The sequence below is a fragment of the Streptomyces sp. NPDC005202 genome, assembly GCF_040608235.1.
Taxonomy (GTDB): Bacteria; Actinomycetota; Actinomycetes; order Streptomycetales; family Streptomycetaceae; genus Streptomyces.
Genome location: NZ_JBEXHW010000014.1, coordinates 74,010 through 89,361, shown reverse-complemented (window position 1 = coordinate 89,361; position 15,352 = coordinate 74,010). Strand labels below are relative to the sequence as shown.

The window sequence follows — 15,352 nt, the reverse complement described above, 5'->3', positions numbered from 1 at the left end:
GCTGAAGGGACACCGTGAAAGAGCTGCGCATCCGGGTGCTGGCCGGCGTGTTCGTCGTGGCCGGAGTGCTGTCCTGGGCGGGCGCCCGCCTGTGGAACGCGGTGGGGACCCTCCCCAGCGTCCCCCTGGCCGCCCCCATCGTCCTCGCCCTGATCGCCGTGGTCCTGCTGTCCACGGCGCTGTCGCTGCGCGCCCGTCTGAAGGCCCAGCGCGAGCGCCGCCCCGGCGCCAAGGGCGTCGACCCTCTGATGGCCGCGCGCGCGGTCGTCTTCGGCCAGGCCAGCGCCCTGGTCGCCGCCCTCGTCGCCGGCATGTACGGAGGCACGGGTGTCTTCCTCCTGGAGCTCCTCGACATCCCCGCCCGCCGCGACCAGGCCATCTACGCCGGCTCCTCGGTCCTCGCAGGCATCGCCGTCATAGCGGCGGCCCTGTTCCTGGAACGGGTGTGCAAACTCCCGGAGGACGACGACCACGACACCACGGGAGCGGAACCGGTGGCGTGAGCCACCGACCGCGTCAGCGCGCCATGATGAGGCTCATCGCCTCGTTCCGCGTCGCCGCGTCGCGCAGCTGACCGCGCACCGCCGACGTGATGGTCTTCGCGCCCGGCTTGCGGATGCCGCGCATGGACATGCACATGTGCTCGCACTCCACGACGACGATGACGCCGCGCGGCTCCAGGATCTCCATCAGGGAGTCGGCGATCTGCGTGGTGAGTCGTTCCTGCACCTGCGGTCGGCGGGCGTAGACGTCCACGAGCCGGGCCAGCTTGGACAGACCGGTGATCTTCCCGCTCGTCGACGGGATGTAGCCAACGTGAGCAACTCCCCTGAATGGGACAAGATGGTGTTCACAGGTGGAAAACACCTCAATGTCCTTGACGAGCACCATCTCGTCGTGCCCCAGGTCGAACGTCGTCGTCAGCACGTCCTCGGGCTTCTGCCACAGCCCCGCGAATATCTCCTTGTACGCCCGTGCCACCCGCGCCGGCGTCTCCCGAAGGCCCTCGCGGTCCGGGTCCTCGCCGACCGCGATCAGGAGCTCGCGTACGGCGTTCTCGGCGCGCTTCTCGTCGAACTCGCCGATGGAGCCCTCGCCGTCCAGCGTCACGGGGTCGGTCATCTGGTGCCTCGTTCCTGTGCGTGTCACGCGTGTGGACCACGCGTCTCATCTGCGGACATACGAATGCCGCGCCCCCAGGCTAGAACCTGGGGGGCGCGGCATCCATTCCGGTCCTGGTGGGGTCAACGGGGCTGGGAGCGTCAGCTCTCCGGGCGGTCCTCCGGGGTCTGCTCCGTCACCGGGGCGGACTCGGTCGCCGTGGACTTCATGGTGCTGATCGCCGCCGTCGCGCCGTTCGCGCCGTTCGTCAGGGCCAGCTCCTTCGGGGAGAGCACCGGCGGGCGGGTGGACGGGGTACGGCGCGAGGAGCCGGTCCAGGCGGGCCGCGGCGGGCGCTTGACGACCGGGGCGAAGATCTCGGCGATCTCCTCCTTGCCCAGGGTCTCCTTCTCCAGGAGGGCCAGGACGAGGTTGTCGAGGACGTCGCGGTTCTCGACCAGGATCTCCCAGGCCTCGTTGTGCGCGTTCTCGATGAGCTTCTTGACTTCCTCGTCCACCAGCGCGGCGACCTCTTCCGAGTAGTCGCGCTGGTGAGCCATCTCACGTCCGAGGAACGGCTCGGTGTTGTCGCCGCCGAACTTGATGGCGCCGAGGCGCTCGGTCATGCCGTACTGCGTGACCATGGCGCGGGCCGTGGCGGTGGCCTTCTCGATGTCGTTCGCCGCGCCCGTGGTCGGGTCGTGGAAGACGAGCTCCTCGGCCGCGCGGCCGCCCAGCATGTAGGCCAGCTGGTCCAGCATCTCGTTGCGCGTGGTCGAGTACTTGTCCTCCTCCGGCAGGACCATCGTGTAGCCGAGGGCCCGTCCGCGCGACAGGATCGTGATCTTGTGGACCGGGTCGGAATTCGGCGAGGCCGCCGCGACCAGGGCGTGGCCGCCCTCGTGGTACGCGGTGATCTTCTTCTCCTTTTCCGACATGATCCGGGTCCGCTTCTGCGGGCCGGCGACCACGCGGTCGATCGCCTCGTCCAGCATCTGGTTGTCGATCAGCTTCCTGTCGCTGCGGGCCGTCAGCAGCGCCGCCTCGTTGAGCACGTTCGACAGGTCGGCACCCGTGAAGCCCGGGGTGCGGCGGGCGACCGCCGCGAGGTCGACGTCGGGAGCGACCGGCTTGCCCTTCTGGTGAACCTTGAGGATCTCCAGGCGGCCCTGCATGTCGGGGCGGTCGACCGCGATCTGGCGGTCGAAGCGGCCGGGACGCAGCAGTGCCGGGTCGAGGATGTCGGGCCGGTTCGTGGCGGCGATGAGGATCACACCGCCCTTGACGTCGAAGCCGTCCATCTCGACGAGCAGCTGGTTCAGGGTCTGCTCGCGCTCGTCGTGACCGCCGCCGAGGCCGGCGCCGCGGTGGCGGCCGACCGCGTCGATCTCGTCGACGAAGACGATCGCCGGGGCGTTCGCCTTGGCCTGCTCGAACAGGTCACGGACTCGGGAGGCACCGACACCGACGAACATCTCGACGAAGTCGGAACCGGAGATCGAGTAGAAGGGGACGCCTGCCTCGCCGGCGACGGCGCGCGCGAGCAGGGTCTTGCCGGTGCCGGGCGGGCCGTAGAGCAGGACGCCCTTGGGGATCTTCGCGCCGACGGCCTGGAACTTGGCCGGCTCCTGGAGGAACTCCTTGATCTCCTGGAGCTCCTCGACGGCCTCGTCCGCGCCCGCGACGTCCGAGAACGTCGTCTTGGGCGTGTCCTTGGTGATGAGCTTGGCCTTGGACTTGCCGAAGTTCATGACCCGGGAGCCGCCGCCCTGCATCTGGTTCATCAGGAACAGGAAGACGACGACGATGAGGACGAAGGGCAGCAGGGAGAGCAGGACGCCGAGGAACGGGTTCTGCTTGGACGGCGCGACCGTGTAGCCGTCCGGGATCTGCTTGTCCTGGTACTTGGTCTGCAGCGTGTTGGCGATGGTCACGCCCTGGTCGCCGATGTAGCTCGCCTGGATCTTCGAGCTGCCGTCGACCTTCTGCCCGTCCTTGAGCTCGACCTTGATGGTCTGCTCGTCGCCGGTGGTCAGCTTGGCCGACTGGACCCTGTTGTCATTGATCGCTGCTACGACCTGGCCGGTGTCCACCGTCTTGTAGCCGCCGGACGAGCCGACGACCTGCATCAACACGACCACGGCAAGGACGGCCAGCACGATCCACATGACCGGCCCACGGAAGTATCGCTTCACGTCCATCCATACGGAGCGGTGCCGCCCCGTCCCTCCTGCCATAGTGAGTTTGATAAGACAGTTCTTCTGACGGTACCCCAGCATTGTCGCGCGAAGCCGCACGGGAGGACTGGCATTCCCGTCTGCATGCTCCAACGGCGCGAGGTCCGCCGGGGTTCCCGATCATCGTCCGGGGCTTGGGCCCTTCAGGGTTCAGCCGCCGTAGACGTGGGGCGCGAGCGTACCGACGAACGGGAGGTTGCGGTACCTCTCGGCGTAGTCGAGGCCGTAGCCGACGACGAACTCGTTGGGGATGTCGAAGCCCACCCACTCCACGTCGATGGCGACCTTGGCGGCCTCCGGCTTGCGCAGCAGCGTGCACACCTTGAGGGAGGCCGGCTCACGGGAGCCGAGGTTGGAGATCAGCCAGGACAGGGTCAGGCCGGAGTCGATGATGTCCTCGACGATCAGGACATGCTTGCCCTTGATGTCGGTGTCGAGGTCCTTCAGGATCCGTACGACACCGGAGGACTGGGTGCCCGCGCCGTAGGAGGACACGGCCATCCAGTCCATGGTGACGGGGGTGGACAGCGCCCGGGCGAGATCTGCCATGACCATGACCGCGCCCTTGAGGACGCCGACGATCAGTAGGTCCTTGCCCGCGTACTCCGCGTCGATCTTCGCGGCCAGTTCGGCCAGCTTCGCGTCGATCTCTTCCTTGGTGATGAGCACCTGCTTGAGGTCGGTGCCCATGTCTTTCGCGTCCACCCGCATCACTTTCGGTCGTCCCACCGGCCACCCGGCCCCTCCCGGAGGGGAGACCGGCCACCTCCCCGAGGGGGAGGGATTTCAGCCTTGCCGAATCACCAGTCTGCCACCCTGCCGCTGGGCGACGACTTTGCCGGGGAGATTGATGGCTCCCTGACCGCGCCAGCCGGTGATCAGTCGGTCGACTTCCTCGATGTGGCGGGCGAACAGGGATCCGGCCGGGGCGCCGGCCTCGATGGCGGCGCGGCGCAGAATGCGGCGGCGCACGGCGGGGGGCAGGGCGTAGAGCTTGGCGCACTCCAGGCGGCCGGTGGCGTCGCGGACGGTGGTCTCGGCCTGGCTGGCCCAGGCGTCGAGGGCGTCGGCGTCGTCGCGGGAGAGCCGGGCGGTGCGGGCGAGGGCCTCGACGACGCCCTTGCCGAGGGCCTTCTCCAGGGCGGGCAGGCCCTCCTGGCGGAGCCGGGAGCGGGTGTAGGCGGGGTCGGCGTTGTGAGGATCGTCCCAGACGGGGAGGGACTGGACCATGCAGGCCTTGCGGGCGGTCTGCCGGTCGATGTGCAGGAAGGGGCGGCGGTAACGGCCGCCGGCCCCCGAGACCGCGGCCATTCCCGACAGGGAGCGGATGCCGGAGCCGCGGGCGAGGCCGAGCAGGACGGTTTCGGCCTGGTCGTCGCGGGTGTGGCCGAGGAGGATCGCGGCGGCGCCGTGGCGTTCGGCGGCGGCGTCGAGGGCGGCGTAGCGGGCGTCGCGGGCGGCCGCTTCGGGTCCGCCGTCGCGACCGACGGTCACGGCGACGGCCTCCACCGGGTCCAGGCCGAGTCCGCGCATCCGCAGGGCGACCTCCTCGGCGCGCAGGTCGGAGCCGGGCTGCAGGCCGTGGTCGACGGTGATGCCGCCCGCGCGGATGCCGAGTTTGGGGGCCTCGAAGGCGAGGGCGGAGGCGAGCGCCATGGAGTCGGCGCCGCCGGAGCAGGCCACGAGCACGAGCGGCGACGGCGGGCGCTCGTGCGGGGTCTGCGGACCACTGCCCGGGGCCTGCGCGCCGCTGCCCGGGATCTGCGCGCCGTGCGGGGCCTGCGCGGGCGGCGAGCCGTGCAGGCCCGGCGAGGCGTGCGCGGCCTGCGGCTCGGGGTGCCGCGAGGTCTGTTCGATGAGGATGTCGTGGAGGACGCGGCGAACCGCCAGGCGTATCGCCGCGACCGCAGGATGGGGACCCATGTCCGGTTCCCTTCACGGAGTTTTCGGGGGGTGAGCCCGAGTTCGGTCACTCAGAGTGTGTAGATGGTGACAGAAACGGGCGGCTCCCCGAGCATTGCACGCCTACCCATGGCTCACGGTCCCTCGGACGGGTGATTGGAGGGGCGTTCGCCTGCCGTCGGCCGGATTCGGTTCACGTCTTCCCCACGATGTTCACGACTCGGCCTTGCGGTGCACCCGTGCGACCCAGTCCGCCGGTTTGGCGATCTCCGCCTTGGTGGGGAGGGTGTTGGGGGAGGTCCACACGCGGTTGAAGCCGTCCATGCCGACCTGCTCGACGACCCCGCGGACGAAGCGCTCGCCGTCCCGGTACTGCCGCAGCTTGGCGTCCAGGCCCAGCAGCTTGCGCAGGGCCATGTCCAGGCGCGAGGCGCCCTTGGCCCGGCGCTGCTGGAACTTCTCGCGGATCTCCGAGACGGTCGGTACGACGTCCGGGCCGACCCCGTCCATCACGAAGTCGGCGTGGCCCTCCAGGAGGGACATCACGGCGGTGAGGCGGCCGAGGATCTCCCGCTGGGCCGGGGTCTGCACCAGCTCGACCAGGGACCGGCCGCCGTCGTCCTCCTCGCCCTCGGGGCGGCCGCCCGCAAGCGACTGGGCGGCCTCCCGGATGCGCTCCAGGACGGTCATGGGGTCGACGTCGGTCTCCGCCAAAAAAGACTGGATTTCGCCCTCGAGATGGTCACGCAGCCAGGGAACGGCGGTGAACTGCGTGCGGTGCGTCTCCTCGTGCAGGCACACCCACAGGCGGAAGTCGTGGGGCTCTACGTCGAGTTCGCGCTCCACGTGGACGATGTTCGGCGCGACCAGCAGCAGCCGGCCGCCGCCGTTCTCGCCGGCCGGCAGGTCGCGGGCGGCCGGGGCGAAGGTCTCGTACTGGCCGAGGACGCGGGAGGCGAGGAACGACAGCAGCATCCCGACTTCGACGCCGGTGACCTTGCCGCCGACGGCGCCGAGGACCGCGCCACCGGGGGTGTTGCTGCGCCGCTGCTCCATCTTGTCGAGCAGCGGCTTGAGGAGCTCCCGGAAACCGGCGACGTTCGCCCGGACCCAGCCGGGGCGGTCGACCACGAGCACCGGGGTGTCGTGGGCCTCGGCGCCCAGACGAGTGAAGCCCCGGACGTGTTCCTCCGAGGCTTTGGCATGCCGGCGCAGCTCCGCGACGACGGCCCGCGCCTCGTCGCGGGTCACCTCGGGGCCCGGCCGTACGAGCCGGGTCGCGGTCGCGACGGCGAGATTCCAGTCGACCATCCCAGAAGATGCGGCACCACCGATGCTCGTCATGCGTCAACGGTACGTGAGCGCTGCGGCTTGGGGCAGGCCGTGGAGGTCGGCTCGGGGCGCGTTTGTTCGTAGGGGGGTCGGTGCTGCTGCCGGGGTGCATGCGTTGACTGGGGTGGGCGTCCGTGGGCAGTAGGCGTACCCCGGCCGTGCCCGCGGCCATGTGCCTACCTGCAGCCGCAGGCCGCCAAAGCCGTCGCCGTCCTGTCCAGAGCCGCCTGGGCCGCCTCCGTGCTCGTCGTGTTCTCCGTCAGGAAGGCGAACGCCAGCAGGCGGCCGTCCTGGTCCACGACCGTTCCCGCGAGCGCGTTCACGCCCGTCAGCGTGCCCGTCTTGGCCCGTACGAGCCCTGCCGCGCCGTCCGTGTAGCGGCTCGTCAGGGTGCCGGTGAAGCCGGCCACCGGGAGGCCGGTCAGCACGGGGCGGAGTTCGGGGTGGGTCGGGTCGGCGGCCTTGGTCAGCAGCGCCGTGAGCAGGTCCGCCGTCAGTCTGTCGTCGCGGTTCAGGCCGCTGCCGTCATGGAAGGCGGCGCCCCTCAACGGCAGTTGGAGCTTCTGCAGCCGGCCGGCGATCGCCGCCGCGCCGCCCGCGAAGTCGGCCCGTGCGCCCGATGCGGCCGCGGTCTGGCGGGCCAGGGCCTCGGCGATGTCGTTGTCGCTGTTGGTCAGCATGCGTTCGACCAGGGTGGACAGCGGGGGCGAGGAGACGGTCGCGAGGGTCTCCGCACGGTTCGTCGCCTTGGACGGGCCGGGGGACGTGGTCTTGATGCCGTGGTCGCCCAGGAAGCGGGCGAACGTGCGGGCCGCGTCCGCCGCCGGGTCCGTCGCACGGGTGGCCGGGCCGCTCGTCGAGTCGTCGGTGCGTGCCTCGTCGGCCATCAGGGCACTGACCGGGGCGAGATTGTCGTTGACGCCGATGGGGTGGAGCTCGGGGCCGGCGTACAGGGTGGTGTCGTACGACAGCGTCACCTTGTTCACGCCACGCTTCGTCAGGGCGGCCGCCGTGTCGTCGGCGAGGGTGCGCAGGCTCGCCCAGCCCTGCGCGTCCTTGCGGGCGGTGAGCGTGGGGTCGCCGCCGCCGACCAGGACGAGCTCCCCGGTGTCGGGCTCGAGGGCGGCGCGGGTGGTGAGGCGGTGGTCGGCACCCAGGGCGGACAGGGCGGCGACGGCGGTGGCGATCTTCGTGGTGGACGCGGGGGTGAGCGCGTCGTCGGCGGCGTGGCCGTAGAGCCGCCTGCCGGTGGCGACGTCGACGACCGCCGCGGAGTGGCGGGTGCCGAGCGCCGGGTCCATCAGGAGCGGGCCCAGGACGTCGGCGAGGGCGGGTCCGGTGGGCGCCGACTTCACGTGGTTGCCGGCGCTGCCGAGACCCACCAGCACCGTGGCGGCGCTGGGCGCGGGCCGCGGCTCCTCGGCCGATGTATCGGACGTATCGGACTTACGGCCGTGATCTATGCCACCCCCGCGCTCCTGGACGGCGGCCCAGTCCCGCTCGGCCGTACGCTGACCGGAGGAGTCCCAGGGGCCGGCGGCGGTCACCACACCGGCGGCCAGAGCCAGCCCGGCGGTGGCGGCGCCCGCCGTGTACTGCCAGGTCTTCGGCCTCGCGATCCGCGGCCGCGCGGCCTGCGTGAGCCGCGTGACCCACGGTTTCACGGATTGCGCGGCCCGTACGAGATGCGGCCGTGCGGCCCGCGCGACCCGTGCCAGACGCGGCCTCGCGGCCCGCCAGGCCCTCAGCTCCGGCACGACCACCAGCCCCTTTCGCGATCACACACCTGCGTGAGGGACACTTAACCACCAGAACTATGTGCTGATCATGGAGGAGCCACCGGTGGAGTTCGACGTTACGATCGAGATCCCGAAGGGTTCGCGGAACAAGTACGAGGTCGACCACGAGACCGGTCGTATCCGCCTGGACCGTCGACTCTTCACTTCGACCAGCTACCCGGCCGACTACGGCTTCGTCGAGAACACCCTCGGCGAGGACGGCGACCCGCTGGACGCGCTGGTCATCCTGGACGAGCCGACGTTCCCCGGCTGCCTCATCAAGTGCCGCGCGATCGGCATGTTCCGGATGACGGACGAGGCCGGCGGCGACGACAAGGTGCTGTGCGTGCCGGCGTCCGACCCGCGTGTGGAGCACCTGCGGGACATCCACCACGTGTCGGAGTTCGACCGCCTGGAGATCCAGCACTTCTTCGAGGTCTACAAGGACCTGGAGCCCGGCAAGTCGGTCGAGGGCGCCGACTGGGTCGGCCGCGCCGACGCCGAGGCGGAGATCGAGCGTTCCCTCAAGCGTGCCAAGGAGCAGGGCGGTCACTGAGACCGCTGCCGCGTTGCCTGACGGGCCGCGTGACCCCTACGGGAGTGACGCGGCCCTTCCGCATACCGGTGCGCATACTGAGGCTTACGGAAGGCGTCGTTCAGGGAGCGTTGCTCAGTGACGGATGCGGAGGACCGCAAGCCGCAGTCGGACGAGGCGAGGAGCGCGTTCAGAGCTCCCGCACGGGCGTCGGTGTCTCCGGCGGTCGACGGCGAGTCGTCCACGACGTCCGAGTTCGCCGTCCCGGAGGGGCTGGCCGTCCCGCGGGCCGGGAGCGAGTCCGAGACCACCTCCGAGTTTGCGATCCCGGAAGGGTTGGGCGTCCCGGAGCCGCCGGCCGCGGAGCCCGAGGGGTCCGCGTTCAGCCCGCCGAGCACCTACAGCGCCCGGCAGGCCCCGCCCGCCTTCACGCCGCGGAGCGGCATTCCCGTGGTCAGCCTGCCCAAGGACGTCCCCTGGCAGGACCGGATGCGCACGATGCTGCGTATGCCGGTGACCGAGCGGCCGGCGCCCGAGCCGGTGCAGAAGGCGGATGAGGGCGGCCCGGCCGTCCCGCGCGTGCTCGACCTGACCCTGCGCATCGGCGAGCTGCTGCTCGCGGGCGGTGAGGGCGCCGAGGACGTGGAGGCGGCGATGTTCGCGGTCTGCCGGTCCTACGGCCTGGACCGCTGCGAGCCGAACGTCACCTTCACTCTGCTGTCGGTCTCGTACCAGCCGTCCCTGGTGGACGACCCCGTGTCGGCGTCGCGGACGGTACGGCGCCGGGGCACCGACTACACGCGCCTGGCGGCGGTCTACCGGCTCGTCGACGACCTCAGCGACCCGGAGACCCACGTCTCCCTGGAGGAGGCCTACCGGCGGCTCGCCGAGATCCGCCGCAACCGGCACCCGTACCCCGGCTGGGCGCTGACCGGGGCTGCCGGGCTGCTCGCGGGCGCGGCCTCCGTACTCGTCGGCGGCGACGTGATCGTCTTCGTGGCGGCCGCGCTCGGCGCGATGCTCGGCGACCGGCTGGCGTGGCTGTGCGCGGGGCGCGGGCTGCCGGAGTTCTACCAGTTCACGATCGCCGCGATGCCGCCGGCCGCGCTCGGCGTCGCGCTCACGGTGGCGCACGTCGACGTGAAGGCGTCCGCGGTCATCACCGGTGGGCTGTTCGCGCTGCTGCCCGGGCGGGCGCTGGTGGCGGGCGTGCAGGACGGGCTGACCGGCTTCTACATCACCGCCTCCGCGCGCCTGCTGGAGGTCATGTACTTCTTCGTCGGCATCGTCACCGGAGTGCTGGTGGTCCTGTACTTCGGCGTGAAGCTGGGCGCCCAGCTCAACCCCGACGCGGCGCTGGGCATCAGCGAGCGGCCGGTGCTGCAGATCGCCGCGTCGATGCTGCTGTCGCTGACCTTCGCGGTGCTGCTGCAGCAGGAGCGCGCCACGGTGCTGTGGGTGACGCTCAACGGCGGTGTCGCGTGGTCGGTGTACGGCGCGATGCACTACGTCGCCGACATCTCGCCGGTGGCCTCCACGGCGGTGGCGGCGGGCCTGGTGGGACTGTTCGGGCAGTTGCTGTCCCGGTACCGGTTCGCGTCCGCGCTGCCGTACACGACGGCCGCGATCGGGCCCCTGTTGCCAGGGTCCGCCACGTATTTCGGTCTGCTGTCGATCGCGCAGAACAACATCGACAAGGGGCTTGTGTCCCTGGCCAAGGCGGTGTCGCTCGCGATGGCGATCGCGATCGGAGTGAATCTGGGGTCGGAGATCTCGCGGTTGTTCCTGCGGATCGGCTCCGCCGACAAGCGCCGGGCCGCCAAGCGGACCCGGGGGTTCTGAGCGCCGGGCGCCTTGGAGCCCGGGTCGTTTCCGGCGGAGGGCGACCGCGGGTTGTTCGTGGTTGGTCGCGCAGTTCACCGCGCCCCTACGGGGCGCGGTAGTAGCCCTGGTTGTACGGGTACTGCTGCTGGTCCTGGTCGTAGGCGCCCTGCCGGCCGTCGTACTGCTGTTGCGGGTACTGCTGTTGCGGGTACTGCTGTTGCTCGGGGTACTGCTGTTGCTCGGGGTACTGCTGCTGGTCCGGGTACTGCTGCTGCGGGTACTGCTGGGCGTAGGGCTGCTGGGACTGGCCGTAGTACTGGTCGTAGCCCTGGCCGTAACCCTGGTCCGAGCCGTACGGCTGCTGCTGGGGCTGGTCCTCGTACGTCGGCTCCACGCGGCGCAGCCGGGTCGTCGCGTCGTCCATGACCGGCTGCTGGTGCTGGACCGGTGGCTCCTGCTGGGCCGGAGCCGGCTCCTGAGGGCTGTTCCTGGCCTTGGAGCGGGCCCGCAGGAACTCGATGATGATCGGGATCACCGAGACGAGGACGATCAGGATGAGGATCGCTTCGATGTTGTTCTTGACGAAGGCGATGTTGCCCAGCCAGGAGCCGAGCAGGGTGACGCTCGCGCCCCACAGGACGCCGCCGATGACGTTGAAGACGAGGAACGAGCGGTAGCGCATGCCGCTGACGCCCGCGATGATCGGCGTGAACGTGCGCACGACGGGGACGAAGCGGGCCAGGACCAGGGACTTGGGGCCGTACTTCTCGAAGAACTCGTGCGCCTTGGTGACGTTCTCCTGCTTGAACAGGCGGGAGTCCGGGCGGGTGAAGAGGGACGGGCCCACCTTCTTGCCGAACATGTAACCCGCTTGGTCGCCCAGGATCGCGGCGAGGCAGATGAGGACGATCGCCCCCCAGAGGGGGAAGTCCAGCTGGTGGGACGTGATCAGCAGGCCGCAGGTGAACAGCAGGGAGTCGCCCGGCAGGAAGAAGCCGATGAGCAGGCCGGACTCGGCGAATACGATGAGGAGCAGGCCCCAGATGCCGAACGTGTCGAGGAGATAGTTCGGATCCAGCCAGCTCGGGCCGAGGGCAAGCGTCGTCACGGTTCCGGGCTCCTGAGGGGGTGGGGAAGATACGGCTGCGGTACGGCCTCCGCGTACTGCCGCACAAAGCTATCAACGTAATGTGTCCGCCCCAGGTTCCGCGGGTGTCTCCGGGATGCACTGTGGGGCGGCTGGGACGAAGCTGTGGGTCATGGGCGTCGATGATTACGGCGGCGGCCAGGGTCCCCAGTCGGACGTGCCGGTCGTGACGACGAACGACCTACGACGAACGACCTACCCGACCACCACGTGCAGCAGGTCATCGGCGAGGTCTTCGGGCTGACCGTGCTTCCCCAAGCTCTCGACTGCGCTCGAGCAGGGGAGACCCCATCCGGCACCTGGGCAGCCAGATCGGCGCGGGCCTGAAGTCGATGATCGGCGGTGAGCTGAAGGGGCTCACCAAGACGCTGGTGCAGACCCGCAACCAGGCCGTGGAGCGGCTCGTCGGGCAGGCACGCGCGTTGTGTCTCGTCGGGCAGGCATGCGCGCGTGGTGCCAACGCGGTGCTGGCCTTCCGCTTCGACATGACCGAGGCGGCGGACGTCGGCACGGAGGTGGGCGCCTACGGGACGGCGATGGTCGTGGCCCGGGAGTAGGGCGCCCTGGCCCTGGCCCTGGTCGGGACCACGGGCGACGGGCCTCGACGTTCCTCCCTCCGGATGTTGCGCCCGTTTTGTCTGCTTGATCCGTTTATGGTGAGCGTGTGGCCCAGGACACCGCTCAGCAGGCGCCAGCCGCTCCGTCGGCCCCGGCACGCGCCCTGCTGCCGCTGATCCTGCCCGCACTCGCCGTCGGCGTCGGCGCGAGCCTGCTCCTGCTCCTGGTGAGCGGGCTGGCCGAGCGGCTGCAGCACGTGCTGTGGACGAACCTGCCCGACGCGCTGGGCGTCGGCCGGTACTCCGTGGCATGGATGCTCATCATGCTCACCGCGACCGGCGTCCTGGTGGGGCTCGTGGTGTGGAAGGTGCCCGGGCACGCGGGACCCGACCCGGCCACCATGGGGCTGCAGGCCGTACCGCTGCCGCCGGCCGTGCTACCGAGTCTGCTGCTGGCGACGGCGCTGATGCTGGCGGGCGGTCCGAGCCTCGGCCCCGAGAACCCGATCATCGCGGTGAACGTGGGGCTCGCGCTCTGGCTGGGCCGCAGGCTGGTTCCCCGGTTACCGGGCGGGGTGTGGCCGGCGCTGGCGGAGGCGGCGACGATCGGCGCCCTGTTCGGCACTCCGGTGGCCGCCGCGCTGGTCATCTCCGAGGCGCTGGCCGGGCGGCCGGCGAAGGGGGCGTTGTGGGACAACGTCTTCGCGCCGCTGGTCGCCGGGGCCGCGGGCGCCATCACGACCACCCTGGTGGCCCGTCCGGCCTTCGAACTGCACCTGCCCCGCGTCGACCGGATCCACTGGGGCGATGTGCTGACCGCGCTGGTGATCGCCTCCGCGGCCGCGCTGCTCGGCATGTGCGCCGTCTACGCCTTCCCGTACGTCCACGCCGCCTTCTCCCGGCTCGGCCACCCGATGCTGGCGCTTCCGGCCGGCGGGCTCGTCCTGGGCCTTCTGGCGGCCCTGGGTGGGCACTTGACGCTCTTCAAGGGACTGGGCGAGATGGAAGAGCTGGCGCAGAACCCGGACGGCTGGTCGGCGGGGCAGTTCGCGACGATGGCGGTGGTGAAGCTGGCCGCGCTGCTCGTCGCAGCATCCTGCGGATTCCGCGGCGGGCGGATCTTCCCGGCCGTCTTCGTCGGCGTCGCCCTCGGCCTCACCGCCCACGCTTCCGTGCCCGCGGTGAATCCCGCGGTGGGCGTGTCGTGCGGCGTGCTCGGCATGCTCCTCGCGGTCACCCGGCAGGGCTGGGTGAGCCTGTTCACGGCCGCGGTCCTCGTGGCCTCGCCGGCGATCCTCACCCTGCTGTGCATCGCCTCGCTGCCGGCCTGGCTGCTGGTGACCGGGCGGCCGCAGATGCAGTTGCGGGAGGACGGGACGGCGATCCGGTGACCGCCCCGACTCTCTTGATCCCCTAGGAGACCGTCCATGCCGCTCCACCAAGGCCACGAGAAGCCCGACGAGCGCCCCATGTCCGTGAACCCCCTCTACGGGGAGGCGAACCCGGTCGGCGGCATGATCGAGGCCCCGCCCAAGCACCGGCTCCCGGACGCGCCGCTGCCGCCCACGACGGCGTACCAGTTGGTGCACGACGAGCTGATGCTGGACGGCAACTCCCGGCTGAATCTCGCCACGTTCGTCACGACGTGGATGGAGCCGCAGGCCGGGGTCCTGATGAGCGAGTGCCAGGACAAGAACATGATCGACAAGGACGAGTACCCCCGCACCGCCGAGCTGGAGCGGCGCTGCGTGGCCATGCTCGCCGACCTGTGGAACGCGCCCGACCCGGCGGCCGCCGTGGGCTGTTCGACGACCGGGTCGAGCGAGGCGTGCATGCTCGCCGGGATGGCGCTCAAGCGGCGGTGGGCCACGGCTTCCCCCAGGCCGTCCAGGAACTCGGGAAGCAACGCCGACCGGTATCCCGCGAAGGACGTCCGCCCGAACCTCGTCATGGGGGTCAACGTCCAGGTCTGCTGGGAGAAGTTCTGCAACTTCTGGGAGGTGGAGGCCCGCCAGGTCCCGATGGAGGGCGACCGCTTCCATCTCGACCCGCAGGCGGCCGCCGACCTGTGCGACGAGAACACCATCGGGGTCGTCGGCATCCTCGGCTCCACCTTCGACGGGTCGTACGAGCCGATCGCCGACCTGTGTGCGGCCCTGGACGACCTCCAGGAGCGGACCGGACTCGACATTTCGGTGCACGTGGACGGCGCGTCCGGCGCGATGGTCGCGCCCTTCCTCGACGAGGACCTGGTGTGGGACTTCCGCCTCCCGCGCGTGGCCTCGATCAACACTTCGGGACACAAGTACGGCCTGGTCTACCCGGGCGTCGGCTGGGCGCTGTGGCGCGACAAGGAGGCGCTGCCCGAGGAGCTCGTCTTTCGCGTCAACTACCTGGGCGGCGACATGCCGACCTTCGCGCTCAACTTCTCCCGGCCGGGCGCACAGGTCGTCGCGCAGTACTACACGTTCCTGCGGCTGGGCCGCGAGGGCTACCGCCTGGTGCAGCAGTCCACCCGGGACGTGGCGCGCGGGCTCGCCGAGCGGATCGAGGCGCTGGGCGACTTCCGGCTGCTGACCCGCGGCGACGAACTGCCGGTGTTCGCCTTCACGACGGCGCCCGAGGTGCAGGCGTACGACGTCTTCGACGTCTCCCGGCGGCTGCGCGAGAACGGCTGGCTGGTGCCCGCCTACACCTTCCCGCCGAACCGGGAGGACCTGTCCGTCCTGCGCGTGGTCTGCCGCAACGGCTTCTCGGTCGACCTCGCCGAGCTGTTCGTGGAGGACCTCGGCCGGCTGCTGCCGGAGCTGCGCCGGCAGCAGCATCCGCTGACCCGGGACAGGCAGGCGGCCACCAGCTTCCACCACTAGGCACGCGCGCTGCCGACCCCGGCTTCCACCACTAGGCACGCGCGCTGCCGACCTCCGGCTTCCACCACG

At 70.7% G+C, this 15,352-nt stretch carries 12 protein-coding genes and 1 pseudogene; 6 read left to right on the top strand and 7 right to left on the bottom strand.

Annotation, left to right across the window (positions count from 1 at the left end; all coding sequences use genetic code 11):
• Positions 1–14: 14 nt before the first annotated feature.
• Positions 15–503, top strand: coding sequence for a DUF3180 domain-containing protein (locus ABZV31_RS21370; RefSeq protein ID WP_355896056.1), 489 nt, complete (start codon positions 15–17; stop codon positions 501–503).
• 13 nt (positions 504–516) lie between these two features.
• On the opposite strand, the gene folE is transcribed toward ABZV31_RS21370, so the two are convergent.
• The 6 genes from folE to dacB form a co-directional block, all read right to left on the bottom strand.
• A complete protein-coding gene (gene folE / locus ABZV31_RS21365) occupies positions 517–1,122 on the bottom strand; it encodes a GTP cyclohydrolase I FolE (RefSeq protein ID WP_355896053.1) in 606 nt (201 codons plus the stop codon).
• Positions 1,123–1,262: 140 nt separating this feature from the next.
• Positions 1,263–3,302, bottom strand: a complete 2,040-nt coding sequence (gene ftsH, locus ABZV31_RS21360; RefSeq protein ID WP_355896051.1) for an ATP-dependent zinc metalloprotease FtsH — start codon at positions 3,300–3,302, stop codon at positions 1,263–1,265.
• Between the two features lie 186 nt (positions 3,303–3,488).
• Positions 3,489–4,049: a hypoxanthine phosphoribosyltransferase gene (gene hpt / locus ABZV31_RS21355; RefSeq protein WP_355896209.1), complete on the bottom strand. Its 561-nt coding sequence runs from the start codon at positions 4,047–4,049 to the stop codon at positions 3,489–3,491.
• Positions 4,050–4,124: 75 nt separating this feature from the next.
• Positions 4,125–5,261 carry a tRNA lysidine(34) synthetase TilS gene (tilS, locus tag ABZV31_RS21350; protein ID WP_355896048.1) on the bottom strand — a complete coding sequence of 379 codons (1,137 nt, stop codon included), beginning with the start codon at positions 5,259–5,261 and terminating at the stop codon, positions 4,125–4,127.
• Positions 5,262–5,453: 192 nt separating this feature from the next.
• Complete coding sequence (locus tag ABZV31_RS21345) at positions 5,454–6,584, bottom strand: zinc-dependent metalloprotease (RefSeq protein ID WP_355896045.1); 1,131 nt, start codon at positions 6,582–6,584, stop codon at positions 5,454–5,456.
• 164 nt (positions 6,585–6,748) lie between these two features.
• On the bottom strand, positions 6,749–8,335 hold the full coding sequence (dacB, locus tag ABZV31_RS21340; protein WP_355896042.1) for a D-alanyl-D-alanine carboxypeptidase/D-alanyl-D-alanine-endopeptidase: 1,587 nt from the start codon (positions 8,333–8,335) through the stop codon (positions 6,749–6,751).
• A 79-nt stretch (positions 8,336–8,414) separates the two neighbouring features.
• Between dacB and ABZV31_RS21335 the strand changes: the two genes are divergently transcribed.
• A complete protein-coding gene (locus ABZV31_RS21335) occupies positions 8,415–8,906 on the top strand; it encodes an inorganic diphosphatase (RefSeq protein ID WP_355896039.1) in 492 nt (163 codons plus the stop codon).
• A gap of 117 nt (positions 8,907–9,023) precedes the next feature.
• The gene (locus ABZV31_RS21330; protein WP_355896036.1) at positions 9,024–10,727 is read left to right on the top strand and encodes a threonine/serine exporter family protein; all 1,704 of its coding nucleotides are present in this window, start codon (positions 9,024–9,026) and stop codon (positions 10,725–10,727) included.
• Positions 10,728–10,812: 85 nt separating this feature from the next.
• On the opposite strand, the gene ABZV31_RS21325 is transcribed toward ABZV31_RS21330, so the two are convergent.
• Entirely contained in the window at positions 10,813–11,817 is a 1,005-nt protein-coding gene (locus ABZV31_RS21325) for a VTT domain-containing protein (RefSeq protein ID WP_355896033.1), read from the bottom strand.
• A 151-nt stretch (positions 11,818–11,968) separates the two neighbouring features.
• On the opposite strand from ABZV31_RS21325, the pseudogene ABZV31_RS21320 reads away from it, so the two are divergent.
• The 3 genes and pseudogenes from ABZV31_RS21320 to ABZV31_RS21310 all read left to right on the top strand — a co-directional run bounded on the left by ABZV31_RS21320 (position 11,969) and on the right by ABZV31_RS21310 (position 15,283).
• Positions 11,969–12,413 (top strand): annotated as a pseudogene (locus tag ABZV31_RS21320) (YbjQ family protein).
• Between the two features lie 107 nt (positions 12,414–12,520).
• A complete protein-coding gene (locus ABZV31_RS21315; protein ID WP_355896030.1) occupies positions 12,521–13,804 on the top strand; it encodes an ion channel protein in 1,284 nt (427 codons plus the stop codon).
• A 36-nt stretch (positions 13,805–13,840) separates the two neighbouring features.
• Positions 13,841–15,283, top strand: coding sequence for a glutamate decarboxylase (locus tag ABZV31_RS21310; protein ID WP_355896027.1), 1,443 nt, complete (start codon positions 13,841–13,843; stop codon positions 15,281–15,283).
• The last annotated feature ends 69 nt before the right edge of the window (positions 15,284–15,352 follow it).

Bases quoted from the DNA above. Each gene is read 5' to 3' on its own strand.
- ABZV31_RS21345 (WP_355896045.1), bottom strand. From the start codon at position 6,584: ATGACGAGCATCGGTGGTGCCGCATCTTCTGGGATGGTCGACTGGAAT.
- tilS (WP_355896048.1), bottom strand. From the start codon at position 5,261: ATGGGTCCCCATCCTGCGGTCGCGGCGATACGCCTGGCGGTTCGCCGC.
- ftsH (WP_355896051.1), bottom strand. From the start codon at position 3,302: ATGGACGTGAAGCGATACTTCCGTGGGCCGGTCATGTGGATCGTGCTG.
- ABZV31_RS21310 (WP_355896027.1), top strand. From the start codon at position 13,841: ATGCCGCTCCACCAAGGCCACGAGAAGCCCGACGAGCGCCCCATGTCC.
- hpt (WP_355896209.1), bottom strand. From the start codon at position 4,049: ATGCGGGTGGACGCGAAAGACATGGGCACCGACCTCAAGCAGGTGCTC.
- folE (WP_355896053.1), bottom strand. From the start codon at position 1,122: ATGACCGACCCCGTGACGCTGGACGGCGAGGGCTCCATCGGCGAGTTC.